Origin of the sequence: Streptomyces canus (assembly GCF_030816965.1) — a bacterium.
GTDB lineage: Bacteria > Actinomycetota > Actinomycetes > Streptomycetales > Streptomycetaceae > Streptomyces > Streptomyces canus_E.
Genome location: NZ_JAUSYQ010000002.1, coordinates 58297 through 77127, shown reverse-complemented (window position 1 = coordinate 77127; position 18831 = coordinate 58297). Strand labels below are relative to the sequence as shown.

Annotated in this window: 17 protein-coding genes and 3 pseudogenes; 8 read left to right on the top strand and 12 right to left on the bottom strand. The window is 68.5% G+C overall.

All coding sequences use genetic code 11. From position 1 onward, the window contains the following. Nucleotides 1-317 precede the first annotated feature (317 nt). Both QF027_RS01090 and QF027_RS01080 read right to left on the bottom strand, forming a co-directional pair. A complete protein-coding gene (locus tag QF027_RS01090; RefSeq protein WP_307072132.1) occupies nt 318-1430 on the bottom strand; it encodes an alkene reductase in 1113 nt (370 codons plus the stop codon). 506 nt (nt 1431-1936) lie between these two features. Continuing rightward, nucleotides 1937-3283, bottom strand: coding sequence for an aldehyde dehydrogenase family protein (locus QF027_RS01080; RefSeq protein ID WP_306986933.1), 1347 nt, complete (start codon nt 3281-3283; stop codon nt 1937-1939). A 173-nt stretch (nt 3284-3456) separates the two neighbouring features. Here QF027_RS01080 and QF027_RS01075 point away from each other — a divergent pair, with 173 nt between their 5' ends. Both QF027_RS01075 and QF027_RS01070 read left to right on the top strand, forming a co-directional pair. Beyond that, nucleotides 3457-4377 carry a helix-turn-helix domain-containing protein gene (locus QF027_RS01075; RefSeq protein WP_306986931.1) on the top strand — a complete coding sequence of 307 codons (921 nt, stop codon included), beginning with the start codon at nt 3457-3459 and terminating at the stop codon, nt 4375-4377. A 471-nt stretch (nt 4378-4848) separates the two neighbouring features. After that, nucleotides 4849-4974, top strand: a complete 126-nt coding sequence (locus tag QF027_RS01070) for a hypothetical protein (RefSeq protein WP_306986930.1) — start codon at nt 4849-4851, stop codon at nt 4972-4974. A gap of 222 nt (nt 4975-5196) precedes the next feature. Here the strand turns inward: QF027_RS01070 and QF027_RS01065 are convergent, their stop codons facing one another. Then, nucleotides 5197-5658 carry a hypothetical protein gene (locus tag QF027_RS01065; protein ID WP_306986929.1) on the bottom strand — a complete coding sequence of 154 codons (462 nt, stop codon included), beginning with the start codon at nt 5656-5658 and terminating at the stop codon, nt 5197-5199. A 119-nt stretch (nt 5659-5777) separates the two neighbouring features. Between QF027_RS01065 and QF027_RS01060 the strand changes: the two genes are divergently transcribed. Then, nucleotides 5778-6365 carry a GNAT family N-acetyltransferase gene (locus QF027_RS01060; protein ID WP_307072131.1) on the top strand — a complete coding sequence of 196 codons (588 nt, stop codon included), beginning with the start codon at nt 5778-5780 and terminating at the stop codon, nt 6363-6365. A gap of 13 nt (nt 6366-6378) precedes the next feature. Here the strand turns inward: QF027_RS01060 and QF027_RS01055 are convergent. The 7 genes and pseudogenes from QF027_RS01055 to QF027_RS01020 form a co-directional block, all read right to left on the bottom strand. Beyond that, nucleotides 6379-7497, bottom strand: a pseudogene (locus QF027_RS01055) (IS630 family transposase). A 466-nt stretch (nt 7498-7963) separates the two neighbouring features. Then, the gene (locus QF027_RS01050) at nt 7964-8269 is read right to left on the bottom strand and encodes a hypothetical protein (RefSeq protein ID WP_307072130.1); all 306 of its coding nucleotides are present in this window, start codon (nt 8267-8269) and stop codon (nt 7964-7966) included. 674 nt (nt 8270-8943) lie between these two features. After that, nucleotides 8944-9282 (bottom strand): annotated as a pseudogene (locus QF027_RS01040) (transposase); the annotation flags it as partial. Beyond that, entirely contained in the window at nt 9279-9614 is a 336-nt protein-coding gene (locus QF027_RS01035) for a transposase (RefSeq protein ID WP_307072129.1), read from the bottom strand. The pseudogene QF027_RS01040 and the gene QF027_RS01035, both read right to left, overlap by 4 nt. A 300-nt stretch (nt 9615-9914) precedes the next feature. Then, complete coding sequence (locus tag QF027_RS01030) at nt 9915-12170, bottom strand: protein kinase domain-containing protein (RefSeq protein ID WP_307072128.1); 2256 nt, start codon at nt 12168-12170, stop codon at nt 9915-9917. Nucleotides 12171-12398: 228 nt separating this feature from the next. After that, complete coding sequence (locus QF027_RS01025) at nt 12399-12776, bottom strand: VOC family protein (RefSeq protein ID WP_306986923.1); 378 nt, start codon at nt 12774-12776, stop codon at nt 12399-12401. 159 nt (nt 12777-12935) lie between these two features. Further along, nucleotides 12936-13340 (bottom strand): type II toxin-antitoxin system PemK/MazF family toxin, encoded by a 405-nt coding sequence (locus QF027_RS01020; RefSeq protein WP_306986922.1) that lies wholly within the window; start codon nt 13338-13340, stop codon nt 12936-12938. A 166-nt stretch (nt 13341-13506) separates the two neighbouring features. Between QF027_RS01020 and QF027_RS01015 the strand changes: the two are divergent. Beyond that, nucleotides 13507-13691: pseudogene (locus tag QF027_RS01015) on the top strand (IS701 family transposase); the annotation flags it as partial. A gap of 601 nt (nt 13692-14292) precedes the next feature. Further along, the gene (locus QF027_RS01010; protein ID WP_307072127.1) at nt 14293-14616 is read left to right on the top strand and encodes a hypothetical protein; all 324 of its coding nucleotides are present in this window, start codon (nt 14293-14295) and stop codon (nt 14614-14616) included. A 926-nt stretch (nt 14617-15542) separates the two neighbouring features. Here the strand turns inward: QF027_RS01010 and QF027_RS01005 are convergent. Beyond that, nucleotides 15543-15716, bottom strand: a complete 174-nt coding sequence (locus QF027_RS01005; protein WP_307072126.1) for a hypothetical protein — start codon at nt 15714-15716, stop codon at nt 15543-15545. A 292-nt stretch (nt 15717-16008) separates the two neighbouring features. On the opposite strand from QF027_RS01005, the gene QF027_RS01000 reads away from it, so the two are divergent. Next, on the top strand, nt 16009-16566 hold the full coding sequence (locus QF027_RS01000; protein ID WP_307072125.1) for a hypothetical protein: 558 nt from the start codon (nt 16009-16011) through the stop codon (nt 16564-16566). 103 nt (nt 16567-16669) lie between these two features. Here QF027_RS01000 and QF027_RS00995 read toward each other — a convergent pair whose 3' ends face one another. Next, a complete protein-coding gene (locus QF027_RS00995; RefSeq protein ID WP_307072124.1) occupies nt 16670-17593 on the bottom strand; it encodes a helix-turn-helix domain-containing protein in 924 nt (307 codons plus the stop codon). A 229-nt stretch (nt 17594-17822) separates the two neighbouring features. Between QF027_RS00995 and QF027_RS00990 the strand changes: the two genes are divergently transcribed. Both QF027_RS00990 and QF027_RS00985 read left to right on the top strand, forming a co-directional pair. Then, nucleotides 17823-18218 (top strand): hypothetical protein, encoded by a 396-nt coding sequence (locus QF027_RS00990; protein WP_307072123.1) that lies wholly within the window; start codon nt 17823-17825, stop codon nt 18216-18218. 71 nt (nt 18219-18289) lie between these two features. Then, nucleotides 18290-18739, top strand: coding sequence for a hypothetical protein (locus QF027_RS00985; protein WP_306986914.1), 450 nt, complete (start codon nt 18290-18292; stop codon nt 18737-18739). The last annotated feature ends 92 nt before the right edge of the window (nt 18740-18831 follow it).

Sequence of the window (18831 nt, the reverse complement as noted above, 5' to 3'; positions counted from 1 at the left end):
ACAGTCCCGGTATGCCCCCCAAATAGGCGATACGGTCCGCGCGGCAGCGAGGGCCGCGAAGGACGCCTTCGTGTTGTACTTCGCAGGGCACGGTCTGGTATCGCGAAGCGGGACGGACGACTTACTGCTGGCCCTGCCCGAATCGGACCGGGAGAACTCGCACTGGGCCATCCGCTACAACGACCTGCGACACGCACTGGTCAACGCACGTACGGCATCGGTCCGGGTGGCCCTATTCGGGCGGGCACAGTGTCGCCGGTCGGGCGCCTGTCCATGGGTGAGTGGGGCTGCCGCATGGACAGGCGTGACCGTGGGCCTCAAGCCCCTTCGAGGAAGGGGTAGTCGGTGTAGCCCTCGGCGCCCGGCCCGTAGAACAGTTCCGGCCGCGGCTCGTTCTCCGGGTGGCCACCCTGCCAGCGCTCGACCAGGTCGGGGTTGGCGATGAGGGGCCGGCCCACGGCCACGGCGTCGGCGTGGTCGGCCTCGATCTGCTGGAGCGCCTGCTCGCGGGTGGTCTGCCCCCCGAAGGGGCCGTTGTTGACGATCAGCTTGCCGTCGAAGCGCCGCCGCAGCTCCTGTACCAGGTCGCCGCCCGGCTCGGTGTGCAGTACGGAGAGGTAGGCCAGGCCCAGCGGGCGCAGTTGGTCGAGCAGGGTGCCGTAGGTGGCCAGGACGTCGTCCCGGTCGGTCTCGAAGACGTCCCCGAGGTCGACCTCCGGCGAGATCCGCAGCCCGACCCGCTCGGCACCGACGGCCTGGGCGACCGCCGTGACGACCTCGACGACGAAGCGGGCGCGGTTCTGCGGCGAGCCGCCGTATCCATCGGTGCGCTGGTTGGCCGCCGGGGAGAGGAACTCCTGGAGCAGGTAGCCGTTGGCGCCGTGGATTTCCACGCCGTCCGCTCCCGCCTCCATCGCCCGGCGGGCCGCGGTGACGAAGTCCTCCAGGGCCGCACGGATCTCTGCGGTGGTCATCGCTTCCGGTACGGGGTAGGGCTGCTCGCCCTTCTCGGTGAACGTCTTGTTGTCGATGGCGATCGCGCTGGGGGCGAGGATGCGGCGGCCGCCGTTGATGTCGGGGTGGGTGCCGCGGCCGGCGTGCATGATCTGCAGGACGATGCGGCCGCCCTCGGCGTGCACCGCCTCGAACACCCGCTGCCAGCCGGCCGCCTGCTCGTCGGTGGCGATGCCCGGCTCACCGACATACCCCTGCGACGCGTGGTCGGGGTAGGTGCCCTCGGTGATGATCAGGCCGACGCTCGCCCGCTGCCGGTAGTACTCGACCATCAGATCCCCGGGAATGCCGGAGGAACCGGCCCGGACCCGGGTCATCGGTGCCATGACGACGCGGTTGGCGAGCTCGATCTTCCCGAGAGAGACGGGGGAGAAAAGTGACGGGGCAGGCGAAACTTCTGAAATGTTGATAGACATGGGTTTCTTTCTGTAATAGAGAGAAAAACGGGATGAATGTCTGCGACACAGGGGGTCCACGCTGCCCCGGCGGAGGCGCGGATGCGGTCCTCAGGCAGGCACGGGCACGCTGACGGTGACGCGGTTCCAGGACCGCGATCGGGGTGCGGGTGGTGTTGGCGGCGAACGCGGTGAGAGCCGCATGCCGTCGGCGTCGGCGTCGACGCCGGTCAAGCGCAACTGCCCGTCGGAGCACGAGCCTTCGCTCCGTGCGCACGATCCGCAGCCAGCCAGGTGACGAAGTCACGGGTGCCGCCGCCGGAATCGGTACGGATCGGTGTCTGCAGGCCGCGCCGCGACCGACTCCCTCGACGCGTCCCCGCGAAGAGGACCGATACACGGCTTCACCTGGAACGCGCTTCCGGCGGTCGCGGGAACAGTGATCTCAGCGATCCTCATTCTCACCGGCCTGAGGCACTTCCGCCGGCGATCGCCCATCGGACAGCCTGCTTCACGAAAGCGCGAGGCTAGCTGAGCGGGACGTCCGCGACACCCTTGAGGTGGCTGAACGTCTCGAGGGAATACCGGCCGTGGTACCGGCCCATGCCGCTTTCGCCCACGCCACCAAAAGGCAGGCCGGGCATAAGCAGTTGCATCACCGGCTGGCCCCAGGCGACGCCGCCGGAGGAAGTCTCATTCACGAGGCGCGACTTGATGGCCTCGGACGTGGTGAAGGCGTAGAGCGCGAGGGGCTTGTCGCGTTCGTTGATGAAGGCGATGGCGGCATCGAGGTCTTCGACTTCCACGACGGCGAGGATCGGACCGAAGATCTCCTCCTGCATGACCGGCGATGCGGGGTCGGCATCGGTGAGCACCGTCGGTGCGATGAACAGGTCGTCACGGTCGTGCTGGCCTCCCACCGCCGCCCGGCCGGAGTCCAGCAGACGCGTGAGCCGGTCGAAATGCCGCTCGTTGATGATCCGGCCGAAGCCGGCTGCGGTCTGCGGAGTGGAGCCGAACTGAGCTTCGACCGCCGTGCGGAGGGCGGGAACCAGTGCGGCGGCGGTGGCAGGGTCGGCCAGAACATAGTCCGGGGCTATGCACTGCTGCCCCGCGTTGCCGAACTTGGCGCCGACCAGCCGCTTCGCGGTCTCGTCGACGTCGGCGTCGGGTGCCACGAAGACCGGTGACTTGCCCCCGAGTTCGAGCGTGACGGGGGTGAGGTTCGTGGCTGCTGCGGCCATGACGATCCGGCCGACGGTGCCATTGCCGGTGTAGAAGATGTGGTCGAAACGCTGTGCCAGGAGGGCCGTGGTCTCCTCGGCTCCCCCCTCGACGACGGTGAGCACGTCAGGGTCGAAGTACTCGCGCAGGAGGCGTGAGGCGACTGCCGAGGTGTGCACCGAGATCTCGCTCGGCTTGGCCACCACGGTGTTCCCGGCGGCCAGTGCGCCGATGATGGGGTCGATGAGAAGGTGCAGCGGGAAGTTCCAGGGAGCGATCACCAGGACGACCCCGAGCGGGTCATACGTGGTGTAGGCCGTTGTTGTGGGACCGAAGTGGGCGGGAACCTCCACCGGGCGAGGCTGAAGCCAGCTCTCGAGATTCGCCAGCGTCTCGTCGATGTCGGCGACGGTGAAGTCGATCTCCTGCGTCTTCGCCTCGGCGGGGTTCTTCCTCAGATCCGCCCAGAGCGCTTCGATCAGCTCCTGCTCGTTTTCGACCAGCAGTGCCCGCAGCCGCTGCAGCTGGTTGACGCGCCAGTCCAGTCCGCGGGTGACACCGGTGTTGAACGTCGCACGAAGGCGGCCGACCACCTCCGCGGCCGTTTCGCTCTGGCGCGTCCTCGACTCGGTCCCCTGTGTTGCGGTCATGGGATGTGCTCCGTTCTTGATGCAAGCCACGCCCCGGCTGCCTTCCAGCCGGGCACGGTCTCCAGCGTGCTGGGCGGTCCGGTATTCACCCAGGTCACGGCTTTGCGTATGCCGGCGATGCCTACCACTGGCTGGGTCAGGCTGGTGTGCGTGCGACCGTGGATACTCGAGGCATGGACGAATACCCCGAACCGGTGCACGAGCCCGCCGCCAACTCTCTGGACCCGCGTGCCGAGCTCAGCGAGTTCCTGCGCACCCGGCGGGCCCGGCTGAAGCCGGAGGACGTGGGGCTGCGGGACTTCGGACGGTACCGGCGGGTGCCGGGGCTGCGCCGCGAGGAGCTGGCGCAGCTGGCCGGGGTGTCCGTGGCGTACTACACGCGGCTGGAACAGGGCAACGGGCGGCATGTGTCGGCGGAGGTCCTCGACGCCATCGCCCGCGCGCTCAGGCTGAGCGACGCCGAGCACGCGCACCTCACGCACCTGGCGAAGCCGAAACAGAAGAAGAAACCGGCCGTCCGCGCCCAGCAGGTGCGGGGCCCCCTGCGGACGCTGCTGGACACCATGGACGGCGTCCCGGCGCTCCTCGTGGGGCGGCGCTCGGACATCCTCGCCTGGAACCGGATGGCCGCGGCGGTCTTCGGCGACTGGGCCGAGCTGCCGGCGCACGAGCGGAACTGGGCACGGCTGGTGTTCCTGAGGCCCGAGTACCGCGACCTGTTCGTGGACTGGGAGCACAAAGCGAACAACGTCGTCGCTCAGCTGCGCATGGACGCCGGCTCCCATCCGGACGACCCCCGGCTGTCCGCGCTGGTGGGCGAACTCTCCGTGAAGAGCGAGGAGTTCCGGCGGATGTGGGCCACCCACGACGTCAAGGACAAGTGCCACGGCATCCAGCGCCTGCACCACCCGCTCGTCGGCGAACTCGACCTCCACCCCGAGTCATTCCACCTGGCCGACGACCACGAACAGACGCTGGCGACGTACCACGCCGACCCCGGTTCCCCGTCGGCGGAGGCACTACGACTGCTGGCCAGCTGGGGCACCGACGCGACAAGGGCGGGAGCCGGGATGCCGCCGGCACGCACGGCTTGATGAACAGTTGATCATCGGTAGTTGACTGCGCGCCACGCCCAGCGTCCTTTCGCACGCCCGACGCCTCCGGGGGCGGTGTCGGATTCAGGACGGCGCGGGCGTGCTGCGGGTAGGCAGTAGAAGAACGGCGGCGCCGCTGCGCAGGACGTCGTTGTCGAGGGTCAGCTGGCGGATGCGGCGTCGTGAGGTGGTTACGGTGGCTCAGGAGGCGGTGCTCCTTTCCCGAGGACGGGTCGCGGCTGGCGCCGACGCCGACTCCCATACCCCCAGTCACGCCTTAGCGTGATGAATTTTGGGGGGTCCTACTGGGTAGGGCGGGGCGCCGTCGTGAGGCGGTCCCGGTGGCTCAGGAGACGGTGGCCCTCTACCGGGGATTGGTCGAGGTCGACCCTGACTCCCATGCCCCCGGTCTCGCCTTGGCGCTGATGAATTTCGGGGCCCGGTTGGGTGGGGCGCCGTCGTGAGGCGCTCATGTCGGCCGAAGAGTCGGTAGGCCTCTATACGCGCCTCGACTCCGGCCTGGCCAAGGTGTACATCGATCACCTGAGCGAAGCCCGCCGTCTGCTGGATCGACTGCGTGCGTCGTTCAAGGCGTAGCACTTCGTAGCTGCTCGGCGTGCGGACAGCGGACCCTCACGAACTCTGTCCATAACTTCGGTTATGCGCTATCGAGCTGTCCGTGGCCTAGCCTTCAGCAGCATGTCGTTCACGGGCTGACCGGCTCACCTCATCCGCCGAGATCTGGCACGGCTGTATAAACAGAGGGCTGGCCCGGTGGCACCCGGTCGTTCCGCGCGAGGTTGGGCCAGGCCGATGTGACTACTGGTGGTGTCCCGGTTTGCTCAACGCAGATATCGGCGGCTTCCATGTGTGGGCGATGGATCTGTCGGGCTCCCAGCCGTAGCGTCGTAGCTGCTCTGCCTCATCCATGTGTCCGGCGCCTGCCAGCCAGTGGGCCGCCCACCGCAGTGCCTCAGCATCGCCTGCATCAGCGGCGTACTCGACCCATGCCAGGGCTTCGTCCAGCCGGTCAGCCTCTGCCAGGCGTTCGGCCGCCCACCGCAGGGCCTCGGTGTCACCAGCGTCCACGGCGCGCTCCGCCCAGGTCAGGGCCTCGTCCAGCCGATCGGAAGCTGCAAGCAGGTCGGCCACCCACTGTAGGAGCTCCGTGTCGCCAGCGTCGATGGCACGCTCGTACCAGGTCAGGGCTTCGTCCAACTGCCCGGCAGCCGCCATGAGGTCGGCTGCCCACCGCAGAGCCTCGGGGTCGCCGGCGTCCACGGCGTGCTTGGACCAGAGCAGTGCGTCGTCTAGTGCCGTGACCGCACACGTTCGCCGGGTTGATGGTCGGGTACGGATATCGAGTTCTGTCCAATGTCGGGCTGTGGCACGATGCCTCGATGATCACCTCAGCCATACCGCCCGTCGTTTCTGCAGGCCACATGGCCAAGCAGGAACAACCTGTGCTCGCCCTCCCCAGCGGCCTGGAACTGCGCCCCTGGCGCGCCAGCGACGCCGACACCTTGGTAACTGCCGGCCAGGATCCGGCAATTCGCCAGTGGAACCGACTGGTCGTGGCCTCGCCTGCGGAAGCACGCAAGCGTATCGAGCGCATGCACGAGCGCTGGCAGAACGAGCAGAGCGCGATATGGGCCATCGGCCGCCCCGACGGCGGCCAGGCCGTGGGCTTGATCGGCTGCGGTGACATCGACCTCGCTGGTGGCAGAGCCGAAATCCTGTACTGGATCCTGCCCGCAGGACGCGGCCGCGGCGCCATGGTCGAGGCCACGAAGCGCCTCAGCCAGTGGGCGTTTGACGACCTTGGACTGCACCGGCTCCGGCTGTGCCACGCGATGGCCAACCCGGCATCGTGCCGAGTAGCGGCCAAGGCCGGCTTCTCCGTCGAAGGCACGATGCGCAGCGCGCTGCTGCATGAAGACGGGTGGCACGACCAGCATTTGCACGCCCTGGTCAAGGGCGACATCTGACTATCCCGGGTAGTCAGGCCACGGCCTGAAGCGGGCGTCCGCCCCAGCGGATGCCTTTCTCGCTTCGGATGCGGGCGCGCTCCTTGCGTGCGGCAGCCAGGACGTCGCGGTGGCGGGCGTTACGGGCGTTAGCGTTGCGCCAACGCAAGTAGGCGTGCAGGGCCCGGGTCTGCACCGTGTGGTTGGGGTGGTGGGAGTTGGCGATGGTGAACTGCCTCAGCGGCCCGAAGTACGCCGCGATGGGGTTTGGCCCACGAGGCGTAGGTCGGGGTGAAGCACAACTCGACCTTGTTCTTCTTCGCCCAGCGGCGCATGTCGCATCCCTTGTGGGCGGATAGGTTGTCCATGATCACGTAGATCGGTGCGCCGTCGGGACGAGCGGCGCGGATCGACTTCAGCGCGGCCAGTGTGTTCGCCGCGCCCTACCTGCGGCGGTAGACGCCCCACAAGCGGTCGTCACCGATCGAGTAGCAGCCGTGGAAGTAGCGCACCCCGTGGGTGCGGTGGAAGGTGGCGGGCGCCCGGGCAGGGTGTTTCTGGCGGGCCCAGCCGACGCCGGCGGTGGACCGGATCCCGAGCGGGCCGAACTCGTCGAAGGCGAAGACCCGGTCCGGGAAACGGTCCACCACTTCCTCGATCCGGTCTGGCTTCGCCTCGCGCTAGGGGTCCGGCGACTCCTTCCACGTCCTGGTGCGCTGGAAGGTGATGCCGCGGCGGGCGAGCGGGCAGCGTAAACGCCTCGCGGCCGATGCGGATGACCCGGCCGCGGACTTTCCGCAGGTAGGCCAGTTTGCGCAGTGACCAACGGGTGAAGGGCTGGCCGAGCTTGACCGGTCGGGTGATGGCCGTCTGAATCACGAAGTCTTCGTCGTCAGGGCTGAGCGGCGGGGACGGCCTCCGGCCCATCGAGGGTCCAGGCAGGTCAGGCCGATCTCTTTGAACCGGTGGATCACATCCCGAACGGTGTCCTCGTCGGCCTGCACCAGCTGGGCGATCACCGGCACCCGGTTCCCGCCAGCAGCATCATCGCACGGCGGTAACGCACCGAACTCGTACTGCCCCGGCGCACGATCTGCTGCAGCCGCTGCCCCTCCTGGTCGGTCAGTCTGCGTACACGGACGGGCTCGGCCACCGCGCCTCCAGCGGTCGGGTCGGACGTCACCGCACATCCAACCGCCGCGACTACCAACCCGGCGAACCGACGCGGTCAGAGCACTAGCCGTCCGGCAGCGGCCAGCAGGTCGGCTGCCCACCGCAGAACTGCGCGACGACTTGCGCACCGCCGCCCACGCTGGCGGTGGCAGCCAGCGCGATGGCCAACGGGGTCGGGCCGCCTGCATCCTCTCCCCTCGCCGCGATCCAGCTCGGGCTGCGCTGACTTACCACGAGTCAGTCCAAGCCTCGGCGCCAAGAGCGCAAGGCTCGCACCGGGGCGGCTGGCGTGCGTCATGCAGAGAAGATCACCGAGCGCACCTTGACGTCTTCGCAGTCGGAGTCTGCGAAGACCGTGGCAGTGGCGTTGGCGCCGTTGGTGCGGTTCTGCGGGGCGAAGGCCGACGAGGCATTGATGACGCTGCCCGGTGCGCGGAAGGCGTACCTCAGGAGCTGGCGCCGCTGACCCCCGGGGCGACGAAGCGCCGGTGCAGGGGGTAGAACTTCGGCTCGGGGTCGCTTTGCACGCCCAGTTCGCCCTTGAGTACGGGGGCGATCCTGGCCTCGATGAACCGGTTGAAGTGGTCCTCCGACTCCCAGATGTCCATCACGTTGAGGCCGCCATGGACGAACCAGGCGGCGTGCAGCACGCACCCGTCCGGTGCGTCTTCTTCCCAGCGCACCCTCTGGCGCACCGCGTCGTACACGTCGGGTGTGATCTCGGGCCAGGAAAAGGTCATCACGACTGCCATGGAATTTCCTTTCGCCGCCTGGACGCGCCGCGGTCGGACGGCCCGCGGCATAGCACTGCGAAGCTAAGCCGCTGGTATCGCCGGTGCACTCCGGGGCGTCCATACGAGAAGGGATTCAAGTCGGTACCAGACCTCGGAGACCCCCATCGCCATAGCGACTCCGAGACACATCAGGGACAGTTCCAGGGTTACGGCAAGAAGCGGGTCGGAACGCTCTCGCCCACCCAACCGCCGCTCAGCATTGATCAGTGCCAGCAGATCGGCGTGGACCAGTCGCCGGTTAAGCAGGTGTTTTTTCAACCGGTTCGTCGAGTGATAGTGGGTCCGGCGTGTGAGTGCTTTTGCTGTCCAGAAGGCTCTCGCCCTCGACGAGGTCCCGGCAGCCCTGGGAGAACTGGCCAGCCGTCACGTGCGGAGCAAGCTCGTGCACGTGTTCCGCTGAATCAAGAGGATGGTCCTCGACCATGATCGTGGTCGAGGACCATCCTCTTGCCTGTAAGGGCCTTACGGCGTGGGCCATCGCCCGGCTGGGCTCAGCGCTTAGCCACGAAGACATGCGCGGCGGCCTGCGCGGGGAGTTCCGCGGCCTCCCCGCCGCTGCTGACCATCGCGCCGGCGGGCGAGGACGTCACGCTCACGCCCGCGTCCGGTGATTCGAGAAGGATCCGGGAAACGTGGGGTGCAGTACGGGAAAGACCACGAAGAGACGACGAGCCGGAACCGCCGGCTGACGTCTGGGCTCGGCAGGAGGTGGAGTCCACGCTCACCATCAACCAGTCGATACGGCCCTCAGCGTCGGCGTCGGCCGGTACAGCCGCGAAGAGCCGGGCCCACGTGCCGCCGGCCGACCACCGTCGGTGCCGTTCGTACACGGTCTTCCACTTGCCGAAACGCGCAGGCAGATCCCGCCACGGCACTCCGGTGCGGTTCCGGTAGAGGATCTTGTTGATGATCCGGCGATGCCCCTCTCGACGACCGCCCCGCTTGCCCGACTTCGGCAGATGCGGCTTCAGCCGCGTCCATTCTTCGCCGCCCGCACACTCTCGCCGGCCAACTCCGGCCGGTTCAAGTCCCGCACCGCGCTGATCACATGGGTGGAGTCGGTTCGCTGCTTACCCCCGGCCGCCACCAGGCCGACGTCCTTGCAGTGCTCCAGGAGCCGGTCGAAGACGACCCGTTCCATGCCGTTGTCCGCGAGCCGTGCCCGCAACCGGCACAGCACACTGGCGTCGAAGCCGATGTCCGACAGTTCCACCCCGAGCGCGTATTTCCAGTCGATCGCCCGCACCGCCATCGCTGCGGCCTGCCGGTCCGTCAGGTCCTCCGCACACTGCAACACCGTCACCCGCGACAACGTCCCCGGTGACAGTCCCGGCGCCCCTCGCACACCGAACGCCTCCGCGAACGGCTCATCAGCGAAGACCTCCGCGAGGTGATCGGCGCCCGGATCGCCAGGCTCCCCTTCGGGAACGCCGCCCGGCCACCATCACGGTCTGCTCCGGAACCTCCGGCAACCCCACCGGCCGCATGGACATGTCCTACCGCCTCCATGGGCCGCACAACAGAAGAAGCGACCTCAGGAACGATCATCACTGACCCGCCCTCCCCCCCCCGTGCGCAGCAGAGTCACATAGGGGTGCACAGTTCAGATCCGCAGGGCCCACAGTCTTCCATCCATGTCCGCGATGAAGACCCGGCCATCGGTGGACTGCGGAAGGGTGGCCAGGCCCGTATCGAAGTCACCCGTCCAGACCTCACGGCCGGTCCGGGCGTCGACGATCCGCGTGTGTCGCCACTGCGTGAACATCCGCTCGCGGGGCGTGGTGAACAGCACGTGTTTGCCGATGAGTTCGGCGCCCTCGTCGCGGCTGCGCCAGCGCTGCCGGCCGTCGTTCGCGTTCAGGCACACCGTGCCCTTGCCGGTGGGCACCACGAATCCGCCCTCGACCCCCAGCACGCCCTGAACACCCTCGATCTGCTTGACCGAGCCGTCGTCGCCGTAGTCGGAGGCCCGCCGGTATGGCCCGTCGTAGGTCCACTTCACCTTTCCGGTGGCAGCGTCCACCGCCGTGGGCCTGCGGCGGTCCCCTGCCGCCAGCGGCAGGAAGATGGTGGTGCCCGAGATGACTGCCTGCCAGCTGCGCTCCGCCGAACCGGCGCGTTCCTCCGCGGCGTTGAACGGCGTGCGCCACACCACGTCCCCGGTGTGCGCCGAGCGGCATACGAGATCGGTGGCGGCCTTCTTGCCAACCTCGTAGAAGAGGAGGAACTTTCCGAGCGCATGAGCCAGGCGGCCGTTCGCGCTGAATCCTGACTGTTGCCACGCGGTCTTCCCGGTCCGGGCCGAGAGCGCCGTATCGCCGCTGACCACCAGGTCCCCGACGCACAGCGCCCCTCCCGGCGTGTCCGTGAGGAACGTCCACCGGTCCTTTCCACTACGCGGGTCGAGACCGGCCACTCTGCCGTCGCCGGCCACGATGACCAGGCTGCCGGGCTGGTGCACGTCCCAGCTCTGTGAGTCGAGCTCGTGGCGCCACAGCCGTCTGCCGCCGACGGTGTCGAAGGCATCGAGCCAGGGGCTCTGCTCCTCCTTCAACTTGCTCTTGACGATGGCCGCGTGCCCGACCACGGCGAACTGCGGGCTGCCGTCCGCGGTCCAGTTCTGCCCGCTCAGCGTGGCCTTCCACAAGCGGGCGCCCCGGGCGGCATCGAAGGCGTGCACCATGACCGGGGCGTCGCCGCTCGCGATGTACCAGCGGCCGCCGCTGACGACGGACGTCGGGTGGTTCCTGTCGAGTCTTTGCGCGTCGCCGATGTTCTGCGACCAGGCAACCGGGCCCTTGTCGGGTTCCTCGGTGAGATACAGGGCGGCTGCGGTCCCGGCGGCGCCCAGCGCGAGGACTCCCGCACCCCACCCCAGGGCGCTGCGCCGGGTGAGCCCGGGCGGGCGGGGCGGCTCAGTCACCGATGCCGTCGTGGCATCCGGGGACGGCCGGCCGGGCGATCCGCCCGCATCCACGACCGTCGGCGTGCGGCGCGCAGGTACCGCCGCCCCCGCGCTCCCGTACAGGCCACGCAGCTCGGCGGCCAGTTCCGCGGCCGACGCGTACCGCCGGCCGGGTTCCTTCTCCAGCAGTCGCAGCACGAGCTCGTCCCACGCGGCGGGCAGACCGGGCAGGACACTGCTCGGGGTCGGCGGCGTGTCGTTGAGGTGCGCGGTCAGATAACCCAGCGCGTCCGGAGCGCTGAACGGCAGGCTGCCGGTGAGCAGTTCGAAGAGCAGGCACCCCACCGCGTAGAGGTCGCTGCGCTCCTCAGGGCGGCCGCGGGCCTGCTCCGGCGCCATGTAAGCGGCCGTTCCCACCACCGTTCCGGTGCGGGTCAGCAGCTCTCCGGCCCCCGCCGGGTCCGCGGCGCGCGCGATCCCGAAGTCCAGTACCTTCACCCCGCCGTTCGCCGTGATGAACACGTTCGCCGGCTTGATGTCGCGGTGCAGAACGCCGCCGGCATGCGCTTCGGCCAGCGCGTCGCAGATCTGCGCACCCCACCGTGCGACGTCCTGGCCGGGTACCGGACCACGGCGTACGACGGTCTCAAGACCCTGGCCCCGCAGGAACTCCATCACCAGGAACGGCGCGCTGCCCTCCGCGGTGACCGCCTCACCGAGATCGTGCACGGCCACGATGCGCGGGTGTTGAAGCGCCGCGGTGATCCGCGCCTCTCGCAGGAAACGCGCCCGCAGTTCACCGGCCGCGTTCCCCCCGCCCGCCAGAAGCGAGACGACCTTGACGGCGACGGTGCGCCCCAGACGCTCATCGAACGCTTCCCACACCTCGCCCATCCCACCGCGCCCGACCAACTGCTTGAGCTGGTATCGCCCGGCCAGCAATGCATCACCCACCACACAGCCCCCACCGAAAGTGTCCGCGGGCTGCATGTTAACTCCCGCAACCCGCTCACCTTCGGTTACACCGTTCGTTTGACAGACCCCTGCCCCGGCACCGCGGGAAACGCGGACACGGGCGTCAGGCGCTCGAACGCCACAGCAAGGGCCGCGTCCGGCCACCGGTCTCTTCGTCAGTCCACACAATTAACGATGATCAACGGCGGCCGCACCCCTGCCGTCCTCTCAGTGCCGGACGAGACAGAACGGGTGTCCTGCCGGATCCGCGAAGATGCGCCAACTCCGCTGTCCATCACCTGCGTCGAGCAGTGCGGCGCCCCGCTTGAGGACGTCTTCCTGAGCTTGTTCCAGGTCCTTGACCTCCAGGTCGAGGTGGAACTGCTGAGGGTGCGCGGAGTCCGGCCACCGCGGCGGCTGATAGTTGTCCACCCGCTGGAAGGCCAGCACGAACCCGCCGTCGGTGTGGAGTGTGGCCCAGCCCTCCCCGAGGGACCACCGCGGATCCGGCTGGTTCACTACGCCGCCGAGAAGCGACTGGTAGAACCGGGACAGCCCAACGACATCGGCACAGTCCAACACCACGCACTGCAGCTTGGCGATCACGCAGGCCAGCGTCTCACGGCACCTGATCACGATCTACAGCTGGCAAATACTCCAGCCGTAGATCGTGATCTCGATGGTGAGAGGCGCCGAGGAGACAGGTGGCCAGTGTCGATCAAGGACGAGATCGACCACGCCAGTGGGTGTCCGTTCCTTCTCCGCCTACCCGAGTCCACCGAGACGGAGGGCGTCCCTCATCTCGCTGAGCTTCGCGGTCGTCGCCGGGGTCGGCTCCTTCGCCTGTCCGCCGAGACGGAGGGCGGCCTCAACCTCGCTGAGCTTCGCGGAGGATAGGGCGCCCGCCCGCTCGATCAGGTCGTCCCGGGACACGGTGGTCAGCCACGTGCAAGGGGTAAAGCCTGGACGCGGGATCGCGAACCGCAGAACGCCTTCAAAGGGCAGTCCTTCCATGGCGCCTACTGCCACTTCGACGCCCAGACCGCTGATGTCGACGCCCGCCGGAGCGACGACCTGCATCACCCGGATCCCGGATGCGTCGTCTCCCGACAGCAGTACGACCGGCCGCCGCTCGTCGAACTCGACCCACCAGACTTCGCCACGTTGCACATGTCCTCCTGACACAGGACGGCAGGCGGACGCTGCGCGACCCTGAAGCGCTGTGGAGACGGGTGCGGCCACCGTTGATCATCGGTGTGTGAAGACTGAAGATTATGCGGTGGCCGCAGGTCACAGCGTAGACCCTGCCCGCTGGCAGGAGGGGTTCGACGGCCTGATGAGCCGGATCGCAGGACGGTTCGCGCGGGTAGAACCCGGCGCCGGGCACGGCAGTTGATGCTCGGACTGCTGTCGGACCTGCCACGCAAGAACTGCTGGACCATCGCCGAGTGGGCCGGGGAGTCCACCCCGGACGGCATGCAGCACCTGCTGGGGCGGGCCGAGTTCGGTCTCGGTGCCGTCCTTGGTGGAGGCGGTCTTGGTGCCGTAGTGCGGTTCGGGCCACAGATTGCTCGGGCCACAGATTGCTCGGGCCGCGGGGCGCGCCGCCGAGTTCCAGCGGTACGAGGTGGTCCTCCTCGTAGTCCGACGTGGTGGTGTCGGTGTACCCGTAGTCGATGATGCCCTGTGCCTTGAGGGGGTTGGTGCAGGAGGTGAGGGGCCGGACGGTGCCGGTCCAGCCGGACACGCAGATGGTGCTGGCGATGGTTCGCATCGACCGGCGATCCGTGGGTGCCGTATCGCCTGCTTGACCGCGACGGGGTTCCGGTCGAGTCGGTGGGCGCGTACTTCCGTGATTTGCAGGCGGCCGGCCGCAGCGCGGCAACGGTTCGCTCACATGGGATGGACCTGCTGCGGTGTTCCGGTTCCTGTGGGCGAGCCGACGGCCGGAATCGCCAGGGACGCGAGATCCCGCTGCGACACCTCGTCTGTCGTCACGGGCAACGACCGGAGACCAACGAGCCCTGAGATGTCTTCTGAACTGCGAAAATAGTCCCCATAGTTCAGTCAACATGAGTGCATAGCGGTCCACCCGTGGGGTCAGCAGCCGCCCGGTCTCGAAGTGGTCCTCGGGCAACGGCTGCAGCAGGGGCTTCTCGATGGCGAAGTACTCGCCGACGGTGCGCGGGCGCTCGCCGATCCGGCGCTGGTCGTCCTGCTGGTCCCATGTGTCGATCCGGGCGTTGAGCTCGGCCAGGGTGGCGACTTCGGGGACGGGGACCAGGTGGTTGCGGCGGAATCGTCCGACCTCGCCCTCGACGCCACCCTTCTCGTGGGCGCCGTCGATGCCGGGCCGCCAGTAGAAGACCTCCAGGCCAGCCCAGGAGCGGAACGCGGTCCATCGCTCGGTCTCCACGCGGGCGCCCGGGTGAAGCCGAGGCCCTGAGCAACCGCAGAGCTGAGGTTGTCGTAGCGGACCATTTCCACGCGGCAACCCTCCCAGCACCTGGAAAGCGTGGAGGTGGCCCTCGAAGGAGGCTTCCTGAGCTTGCGAGACGAAGACGCGGTGGATGGCCTTTCCGGAGAAGGAGAGCCGGAAGACGAACAGATAGCACAGGGTGCGGCCGCCGTTCAGGGTGATGTAGACGTCGCCGAAGTCGACCTCGGCCTCTTCGCCGGGCCGATGGGCCTGCGGGATGAACACACTCGTCGGTCCGCGGCCCTCCTCGACCCAGATCTCGGGCTTGCGCCGCCTGATGTAGTCCTGGACCCGACCGTAGGAGACGCCGTCCATGCTGTACTCGTCCACAAGCCTGTCGAAGACCCGCTTGGCGGTATGGCGCTGCTTGCGGAGCGTCCAGGTCGGCACGCAGGATCGCGTCGACCAGATGCTGGTAGGGGTCCAGGACCGATGCGCGGAGCGGCATCGGCTTGCGCGGAGTGGGCCGCGGCGATGTCAGAGCCTCACGGATCAACCGCCGGTGGACCCCGTAGCGGCGGGAGAGTTCATGGATCGACAACTTCTCCGTACGCGAATCCCGGCGGATCGCCGCGAAAAGCCCGACCTTGGATCTCGGCCGTCCATCCCGCCCCCTGCCTATCGGAAGCACATCGATGCTCCCACCGCGAGACCGCCCCTGGGGCCACTTCTGACGAACACTTGCCTCCCAATCAGGCCGCAGGCGCCACAGGATTCGTTCCGATGGGGCCAGAGAAGTCATTCACAGTCAGCCGGCCGCATCAAGGCCGGAACCGAACTCCCTGCCCACCCCGGTCGACCAGGTGGGGGAGGAGCAGGTGCAACAAGCACTCGAGGCAGCCGAGCGGATCTTCGTGTCCCTGACGGGCTACACGGGCTTCGACCTCGACCTGTCAGAAGAGATCCTCGCAGTCGTCCTCAAATCCGTCAGCGCCGAGCAGCAGGAGGGCCACGCACGGCAGTTGGAGGCCTTCGCGGAAGCCAGCCGTAAACGCCTCGCGCAGCTGTACGGGAAGTACGGGCCAGGCGGGAAGTTCGCGGACGAGAGCCACTGCTACCTGACCCATCAGCCCGCGAGCATCGTGGTTCTGCGAGCGACTGGACACCGTCCCGATGTGGCTCGAAGCGGTGTGGAACGAAGAGACCGACGCCGAGCTGACGCGGGAGCGCCTCACCAAGTACTGGCGGTTCGGGCTGGGACCCTCATGAGTACATCCGGCGATCGAGGTCCTGACTTCCCTCGGATCGACGTGGCCTTCAGGGAGAGGACGAAGCCGTGGCTCAGCTGATCCGGGACGTGCACGCATTCCTGCGCCAGGCCCCCGGCGAGGAGACCTTGAGTGGGACGGGATCCGGCTCGTGTACGACGGCACCGCGTTGCACATGTCCACGGCCGACGCCCCTGACACCGTGATCGCCCGCGCCGACACCTGCGGGTTCACCACCCAACCGTGGGAGGTGACTGAGTACCGCGCCAGCATCACCAGCACGGAGGTGTGGCTGCGCATCAACAGCGAGTACGGCGAGCACCTCATCGACGTCTGCCCCTTCTGGGGGCAGCGCCCCGCCGCGATCACGTTCGCCGCGGGCGACCACGCGGCGGCGTTGCCGGTGATCGCCTGCCCGACGGCACCAGACGACCGGCGCCCCTGGCACGGTCGCGATCGAGGGAAGGACCGTGACGTGAACGGACGCTGCCCGCGCTGCACGGAGACGCACCACGTCCGTATCCGACTCGTGGGTCTGGGCGGACTACTGGGCGTCCTTGATGAGTTGCTGAGCCCACTCGGGCAGGATCGCCAGGTCCTGTGTGTCCCTGCTGTTCGGCGCGACCGGCGCCGCGGCCGGGATCTGCGGCGCGGCAGAGCCGGGGCCGGGGATGGGCGCTGGCGTCGAGGGCCACTTCCGGCGGTGTAGCCGGGGCACTCGGCCTGGAGGTCGCGGGCGCGGTCGGTCGGGTAAAAACGCCCAGCCTGCACGGCAGAGGGTCGTGTTCGAACGGCGAGGTCAACTCTCAAGCTCACGGCGCCGACCGGATGACGAAGACCTGGCTGTCCTTCGGCCGGCACGGCTCCACCACGGCCTCGGCTCCCTCGGAGGTGTCCGCGTCACTGATGGCCACGCAGCCTCGGCCGTCGATACGCAGCGAGTACCGTCGGCTTCCGTCCGGCCCGGCCGGCGCGATCTGGAACGGGGTCGTCTTCCTACAGTCGTCCCACGGCTCCAGCAGCCCGGAACCCGGCCCCCCGGCCAGGTCCTTCAGACAGCCGGGGCCGTGGTCGGGGTGGTACCAGCGGATCCGGAAGGTGTTCCCGCCGAGCGGAACCAGCGTCGTCTCCTGGGGCGCGACCTCGTCGCACGGCCGCTGCACCGCGACCAGTGACTTGTACCGGCTGCTGTAACCGTCCGTCAGACAAAGGCCGTTCGCCAGGGCCGGACGGATCTGCACACGGCCCTTGAGTAGGGACCGCGCGTCGGCCGCGGCGAGGCCCCCGCCCCCGGCGCCCTTCGAGCCGCCGTCGTCCCTGGAGGGGACCAGAGCCCAGACGGCGGCGGCCAGGAGCGCCACCAGGACCACCGACGCCGGCAGGACGGGAACCCCGAACACCCGCGCACCGAGGCGGACGCCCCGCCTCGGATCCGCGCCTCTCTCTCCGGTGACCTCCCCTCGGGCGAGGCCGTCCCGGGCCGCCAGCCACTGCGCCGCCCGCTCGCCGTCCCCGCAGGCTTGTACGAAGGCGGCCAGCAGTTCCGGACGCGGCAGGGTCCGGCCGCGCAGCACATCGGCCAGGGTGCTGCGCGGCAACACCTCGCCGTGCTCGGCGGCACGCTCCTCCAACTGGCGGTACGTCAGCCCCGCCCGTTCCTTGAGTTCCCGCATGGCGGCGATGAACTCGGCAGTATCACACGCCTGTTGGGGGCCCGCGTCCCCCCTGATCTCCATGTCGCACATCGTCGGACCTCCTCGAACGGCCGCACAATCCCGTTTCCCGCCACGGTCCTCATGATCCGGACAAGATCCGGACAAGGCGCTGACCAGGCCGGACAGTCAGTGGGCTGTCCGGGACAGCGACGGCTCTTGTCCCTGTCCGGCCCACCCCAGCAGGCTCGGTGCTGCACCGGCCGGAGCACCCACCCACCCACCCGACTCGTCGATCCCAGGGAGATACCTCATGCCCATGCGTCAGCGCATCGCCGCGACCGCGATATCGGCCGTACTCGCGGGCGGCGCCCTCGGCCTCGCTCCGGCGGCCCAGGCACACGACATCGCGCCGGCTTCCTGCTACGGCAGCGCGAACAGCTACCTCAAGCCGGCCGGAACGTACTGGCTCCCGGCGGGCGATGTGTTCAGCACCTCAAGCGCGTGCGCCGACATCAACATCAAGCCCAACACGAACCGCTACGTGAAGGTCTGCTTCGAGACCAACGGCCGCCTGGAGTGCCAGGCGAACTACACCCTCGCCCGCGCCGGGGAGTGGAACGTCATCGCGAGGAACGTGCGGGACGGCGCCCTGTTCGCCTTCGAGTTCCGCTCGGACGCGAAGTCCACCGGCAGCTGGGCCGCCTGACCCACTGGCACCGACCCCCACACCAGCACTGCCACCGACCACCAGGAAAACCGATGAAAAGGACTCGAACGATGGCAAGAGGCACCTGGCGGGCCACGGCCTCGCTGACCGGAGTGACCACGGCTCTGTTCGCCCTCGGCGTCGCGCTGCCGGCCCAGGCCCACGCCGCCGTCCGCTGCGAGACGGTGCGCGCAACCGTGGCCAACTCCCAGGGGATGTCCGGCGGCACCGTGCGGGCGACCGTGTGCAAGCCCGGCAGCGGACACGCCTACTTCGACGATGGCTACTACAACTACGTACAGGACCACCAGGCCGACGGTGCCGCGGCCCGCGCGTATGTCGTGGACGCGAACGGCCGCTACGGCCCACTCGCAGTGGACGACACCTCCACCTCCGGTGGGGAGCCCATTTCCTGGGAGTCCAACGGGGCGGGCAGCGGGACGGTCCATGTGTACGTCTGCCTGGGCAAGAAGTACCCGTGGGACAGCGGGTCCCGCTGCGCCTCGGACTCCATGAGCTAGACCCGTAGGAGAACAACGGGGGAACGGGGGAAACCGGGGGAAGGGGGCCGGGCTGCTGGAGCAGCCCGGCCCCCTTGAGGAACTTGCCCACC

Coding starts and splice junctions, on each gene's coding strand:
- QF027_RS01005 (WP_307072126.1), bottom strand. CDS start 15,716: ATGGGTCAGGTAGCAGTGGCTCTCGTCCGCGAACTTCCCGCCTGGCCC.
- QF027_RS01060 (WP_307072131.1), top strand. CDS start 5,778: ATGATCACCTCAGCCATACCGCCCGTCGTTTCTGCAGGCCACATGGCC.
- QF027_RS00985 (WP_306986914.1), top strand. CDS start 18,290: ATGGCAAGAGGCACCTGGCGGGCCACGGCCTCGCTGACCGGAGTGACC.
- QF027_RS01090 (WP_307072132.1), bottom strand. CDS start 1,430: ATGTCTATCAACATTTCAGAAGTTTCGCCTGCCCCGTCACTTTTCTCC.
- QF027_RS00995 (WP_307072124.1), bottom strand. CDS start 17,593: ATGGAGATCAGGGGGGACGCGGGCCCCCAACAGGCGTGTGATACTGCC.
- QF027_RS01075 (WP_306986931.1), top strand. CDS start 3,457: ATGGACGAATACCCCGAACCGGTGCACGAGCCCGCCGCCAACTCTCTG.
- QF027_RS01070 (WP_306986930.1), top strand. CDS start 4,849: ATGTCGGCCGAAGAGTCGGTAGGCCTCTATACGCGCCTCGACTCCGGC.
- QF027_RS00990 (WP_307072123.1), top strand. CDS start 17,823: ATGCCCATGCGTCAGCGCATCGCCGCGACCGCGATATCGGCCGTACTC.
- QF027_RS01050 (WP_307072130.1), bottom strand. CDS start 8,269: ATGGCAGTCGTGATGACCTTTTCCTGGCCCGAGATCACACCCGACGTG.
- QF027_RS01080 (WP_306986933.1), bottom strand. CDS start 3,283: ATGACCGCAACACAGGGGACCGAGTCGAGGACGCGCCAGAGCGAAACG.